At 61.8% G+C, this 5208-nt stretch carries 5 protein-coding genes; all 5 read left to right on the top strand.

Annotated elements, in window-relative coordinates:
• The first annotated feature begins 251 nt into the window (after nt 1-251).
• Entirely contained in the window at nt 252-1046 is a 795-nt protein-coding gene (locus ENZ74_RS20805) for an ABC transporter permease subunit (protein ID WP_224621361.1), read from the top strand.
• On the top strand, nt 1043-1834 hold the full coding sequence (locus ENZ74_RS20800) for an ABC transporter permease (protein WP_063168960.1): 792 nt from the start codon (nt 1043-1045) through the stop codon (nt 1832-1834). Before ENZ74_RS20805 ends, ENZ74_RS20800 begins: the two co-directional genes overlap by 4 nt.
• A gap of 16 nt (nt 1835-1850) precedes the next feature.
• Nucleotides 1851-2915 carry an ABC transporter ATP-binding protein gene (locus ENZ74_RS20795; protein WP_013529688.1) on the top strand — a complete coding sequence of 355 codons (1065 nt, stop codon included), beginning with the start codon at nt 1851-1853 and terminating at the stop codon, nt 2913-2915.
• A 262-nt stretch (nt 2916-3177) separates the two neighbouring features.
• A complete protein-coding gene (locus tag ENZ74_RS20790; RefSeq protein ID WP_027161381.1) occupies nt 3178-4728 on the top strand; it encodes a sodium:proton antiporter in 1551 nt (516 codons plus the stop codon).
• 166 nt (nt 4729-4894) lie between these two features.
• Nucleotides 4895-5208 (top strand): endonuclease/exonuclease/phosphatase family protein (locus tag ENZ74_RS20785; RefSeq protein ID WP_348630700.1); only part of this gene is annotated, 314 nt, incomplete at its 3' end.

Genomic DNA, 5208 nt, shown 5'->3' with positions numbered 1-5208 from the left:
GGCTAAGGCCAAGGAAGCTATCAGCAAGAACTGGGACGCCACTGTCGGCGCCAACGTCAAGTAAGACTTGAAATCCACCGGGCGGCCGCGAGGCCGCCCGGTCCTTCCTCGAAGACGGTAGCCGGCGCATGACCGATCTCTCGCTTTCAAATCAGGCATTCGCCACCAAGCCGGTGCCGCCGAAGGAGGCGACCGCCTTCCGCTTGCCGACGCAATGGATCGGCGTGGCGCCGTTCTTCATCTTTGCCCTAATGTTCTTGATCCTGCCCACGCTCTATCTCGTCGTGGGAGCCTTCCGGAACGGTGAAGGCGGGTTCACGCTCGACAATATTCTGCAGCTGGTCAGCGATCCGTCGATCAGCAATTCCTACTGGTCTTCGATCAAGATCAGTTTCTGGTCGGCCATCATCGGGGCGTTTGCCGGGCTCGCCATCGCGATCGCGATCGTGCGCGGCGGACTGCCAAGCTGGACGCGCTCCGCGACCCTGACGTTTTCGGGCGTCGCCTCGAATTTTGCCGGCTTGCCGCTCGCCTTCGCGTTCCTGGCTACGCTCGGCCGTGTCGGTATCGTCACGACGCTTCTGCGTGACGTGCTCAACATCAACATTTACGCGATGGGCTTCAATTTTCTCACCACAACGGGCCTGATCGCGGTCTATCTGTTCTTTCAGATTCCCCTGATGGTGGTCATCATCGTGCCAGCCATCGATGGCTTGAAGAAGGAGTGGGGCGAGGCTGCGGCCACGCTCGGTGCCACGCAGGCGCAGTACTGGCGCATGGTTGTCATCCCTGTGATATGGCCGAGTTTTCTCGGTACGGTCATCCTGTTGTTTGCGAACGCCTTCGGCGCCATCGCCACCGCTTATGCGTTTGCCGGTCCGACGCTTAATATCGTTCCGATCAAGCTCTACTCGCAGATGAACGGCGACGTGCTGCACAACCCGCAACTCGCTTATGCCATAGCCTTTGGCATGATCGTCATCACCGGGCTTGCGAATGTCTTCTACATCTGGTTTCGGACTCGGTCCGAAAGGTGGCTCAAATGAAGTCAGGTAAGTTCTGGGCCTGGGTCGTCTTTGTTGTCGGGGCTGCCTATTTCTTTATTCCGTTGATCGCGACGGTCGAGTTCTCGCTGCGCATGCGGCGCGGCGTCCACTCCTTCGACGCCTATCAAGTCGTGCTGGGAGACGCGCGCTTCCAGTCAACTTTCCTTTTTTCAGTCATCGCTGCCCTCTGCACCATTATCCTGGGGGTGCTGATCGTGGTGCCGGCGGCATACTGGATCCGGCTGCGTCTGCCTCAGCTCAGGCCAATCGTCGAATTCATCACCCTTTTGCCGCTGGTCATTCCGGCAATCGTCATCGTCTTCGGCTATATCAGGATGTACGGCTCGAACTCGCCGCTGCCATTCTTGGCAAGCAATTGGGGTGCGAACGCGTTGCTTGTCATTGGCTATACGACGCTGTCTCTGCCTTACATGTATCGGGCCGTTGACACCGGTCTGCGCACCATCGATGTGCGTACGCTGACCGAAGCCGCGCAAATTCTGGGTGCGGGCTGGGGCACCATCATCACCCGCGTCATCCTGCCCAATGTGCTGATCGCGGTGCTGTCCGGCGCATTCCTGACTTTCGCCATCGTCATTGGCGAGTTTACAATGGCCAGCCTGCTCAGCCGTCCGGCTTTCGGCCCGTATCTGCAGAACATCGGCGCCAACCGTGCATACGAGCCCGCAGCCCTTGCAGTGATCGCCTTCGCCATCACCTGGGGCTGCATGTCGCTGATCCAGATCCTGTCCCGCTTCGCGCCGAAATCGGCGAACCGCCCAAATTGATCGAGAGAACCACGCCATGGCCGACCCATTCCTCTCCATCCAGCACGTTCGAAAATCTTTCGGCGCCACCACGGTGGTGGAGGACTTCAATCTCGACGTAGAGCGCGGCGAATTCGTCTCCTTCCTCGGGCCATCCGGCTGCGGCAAGACGACGGTGTTGCGCATGGTTGCCGGTTTCGAGGAGCCGAGCGCGGGCACGATCGTCGTCAGCGGCAAGGACATTACGAGACTGAAGCCCAACCAGCGCAATGTCGGCATGGTGTTCCAGGCCTATGCGCTGTTCCCGAACCTGACCGTGGCGCAGAATATCGGCTTCGGCTTGAAGGTCGCCGGCATGCCGAGGGCGGACATCGATGCCCGCGTCGCCGAGATGCTCGGCATCATCAAGCTGCCGCAGATGGCGGATCGCTATCCCTACCAGCTCTCGGGCGGCCAGCAGCAGCGCATCGCGCTAGCCCGCGCCATCGCGCCGAAGCCAAAGCTGCTGCTGCTCGACGAGCCGCTGTCGGCGCTCGACGCCAAGGTGCGCGTGTCGCTGCGCGAGGAAATCCGGTCGATCCAGAAGAAGCTCGGCATCACCACCATCTTCGTCACGCACGACCAGGAAGAGGCGCTGTCGATCTCGGACCGCATCGCCGTCATGTATGGCGGCAAGGCCGAGCAGGTCGGCACGCCATTCGAGATCTACAACCGGCCGGCAACCAAGTTCGTCGCCAATTTCGTCGGCACGCTGAATGTGCTGGAAGGCACCGTCACCGATGCCGCCGCGGGCACGGTGCGGGTCAATTCCGAACAGGTCTCGCTCAAGGGCAAGCTCAACGGTTCCAAGTCGGGCGACACGCTGTCCCTGGCGCTGCGTCCGGAAGCTATTTCGCTGGGCCGCCAGCCTGGCCGTGACTCCAGCCTATCCGGAGAAATCTCCGAAGTGCATTTCCTCGGATCGGTCATCCGGGTTCGTGTCGGCATCGGCGGCAACACGGTCTCGCTCGACACGTTCAACAGCCCGGCAACGCCGCCCCCCGCAGTTGGTGAGAAGGCCGAGATCTCGTTTTCTTCGAGCGATATGCTCGTGCTGCACTAGGCTGCTGCGCTTGTTTGGAATGAATGGCTGTATCCCGGTTAGCGAAGGGGGAAGGATGCTTCCGCCCGCGTGGCATGGGCTGCAGTGCAGGGAAGTCCGCGTTTAAGCGAGCCCCATATCAGATGATTTCAATGTCGGTGTGGACGGCGATTTGTCAGGAAGCAATTCGAGGTATTTTCTGCCGGCTCGAGCTTGCCGGGCAATCAACAATTTCCAGCCGCTTTGCCGCTGCCAGAATCTCGCTTCCCGGCTATAAGAGGCCATGGTTCTTTTCGAACTGACACTCGTTCTGCTGTTGATCGCCGTTGCGCTGACGGCGCTGTCGCGGCGCGTGCAGGTTCCTTATCCCTCTTTGCTGGCGCTGGCAGGGGTGGCCATCGCCTTCGTGCCTGGCGTGCCGACCATCGAGATCGACCCGGAACTGGCGCTTGCCCTGTTCATCGCGCCGGTGCTGCTCGACGCCGCCTATGACACGTCGCTGCGCGATCTCAACCGCTACAAGGTGCCGCTTGTGCTGCTGGCGCTTGGTGCCGTCCTTTTCACGACAGCGACGGTGGCGCTGGCCGGCTGGGCGATGGCAGGTCTGCCGATTGCCGCGGCTATAGCGCTTGGCGCCATCGTGGCGCCGCCCGATGCGGTTGCGGCATCGGCCGTGCTTGGCCAGTTCAAGGTGCCGCATCGCATCACTGCCATTCTGCAAGGCGAGAGCCTGCTTAACGACGCCACCGCGCTGCTGATTTACCGAATGGCGATTTCTGCGGCAGCAGGCTCCATTCTGCTGAGCAGCGCCGTTCCGATGATCCTGCTGTCCACGCTCGGCAGTCTTGCGGCCGGCTATCTGCTTGGCCGGTTGTCTCTGATGACGCTGGGCCGGATCGAGGACCCGGCGAGCGGCACTGTGGTGCAATTTGCCGGCACGTTCGGGGTCTGGATCCTGGCCGACAGGATCGGACTGTCGGCCATCATCACCATAGTCGTCTATGCCATGACGATCGCCCGCACCGCGCCGCGCCGCATGCCGGCCAGAAACCGCATCAGCTCTTATTCCGTCTGGGAAACGGCGGTCTTCGTGCTCAATGTTCTGGCTTTCGTGCTGATGGGCCTGCAGGCGCGTACGATCGTCGGCCGGCTTGCCGGGCAGGGGCAGACCGATGCGTTCGTCCTGGCCGGGACAGTGCTCGCCATCGTCATCGTCTCACGCTTCGTCTGGGTTCTGGGGTGCGGCGCGATCATCAGGTGGTTTGACCGTTTCGGCGTGGCTGATCGTCAGCGTGACGCTCCGTCGTTTCGTGGCGGCGTGCTGATCGGCTGGTGCGGGATGCGCGGTTTGGTGACGCTTGCGGCGGCATTCGCCCTGCCGGCTGAATTCCCGGCCCGCGACCCGATCGTGCTCGCTGCCTTCACGGTCGTCCTCGGCACGCTGGTGCTGCAAGGCATGAGCCTGAAGCCGCTGCTGCGCCTTTTGAACCTCAACCCTGACGAAACGGTCGACCGCGAGGTTGCGCAGGCGCGTGTTGTGGTCATGCAGGCGGCGCTCGACATATTGAGCGGCAAGACATCGGACGCGGCGGCCGCGGTGCGCGAGCAATATGCCGCTCAACGCAAGATCGCCAAAAACCCCGACGATGCCCAGGCGGCGACCGAATATGACCGCTTGCGTCTTTATGCGATCAAGAGCCAGCGCGACGCGCTGGAGGAATTGCGCCGCAATGGGACGATTGGCGACGAAGCCTATCATCGCCTTGAGGAAGAGATCGACTGGACCGAACTGGCCGCGTCGCCACCCGGCCGGTTCCAGCCGCTGAATACTTGAGGCATCGCACGCCGTTTTCCGGCGCACGGAAGATACCGAAGTGCTTCGGGATCGGTGCATGATCCCGGTCAGGGGCAAGGCTGGTCCAAGCCAGGTCCATTCTCCTGCACATTGCAACCGCGGCATCGAACCGCTACTGCCAACACGAAATTGAGCCGGATAAGCAATGAAGCTGGTCAGCTACAACATCCAGTACGGGTTCGGCAGCGACGGGCGCTACGATCTTTCGCGCGCCGCGCGCATCGTTGCCGGCGCCGACGTCATTGCACTGCAGGAAGTCGAGCGTCACTGGCAACGCAGCAATTTCGACGATCAGCCGGAACTGCTTTCCAGCCTGCTGCCCGACTATCACTGGGTCTATGGCCCGGCCTTCGACATGGACGCCAGCGAGCGGCATGACGGCCGCCTGGTCAACCGGCGCCGCCAGTTCGGCACCATGGTGCTGTCGAAACTGCCGATCGTCTGGTCGCGGCTGCATGC

The sequence above is a fragment of the Mesorhizobium sp. M7A.F.Ca.CA.002.15.2.1 genome (assembly GCF_003998715.1).
Lineage (GTDB): Bacteria > Pseudomonadota > Alphaproteobacteria > Rhizobiales > Rhizobiaceae > Mesorhizobium > Mesorhizobium ciceri.
This window is presented reverse-complemented; position numbering and strand designations above follow the sequence as displayed.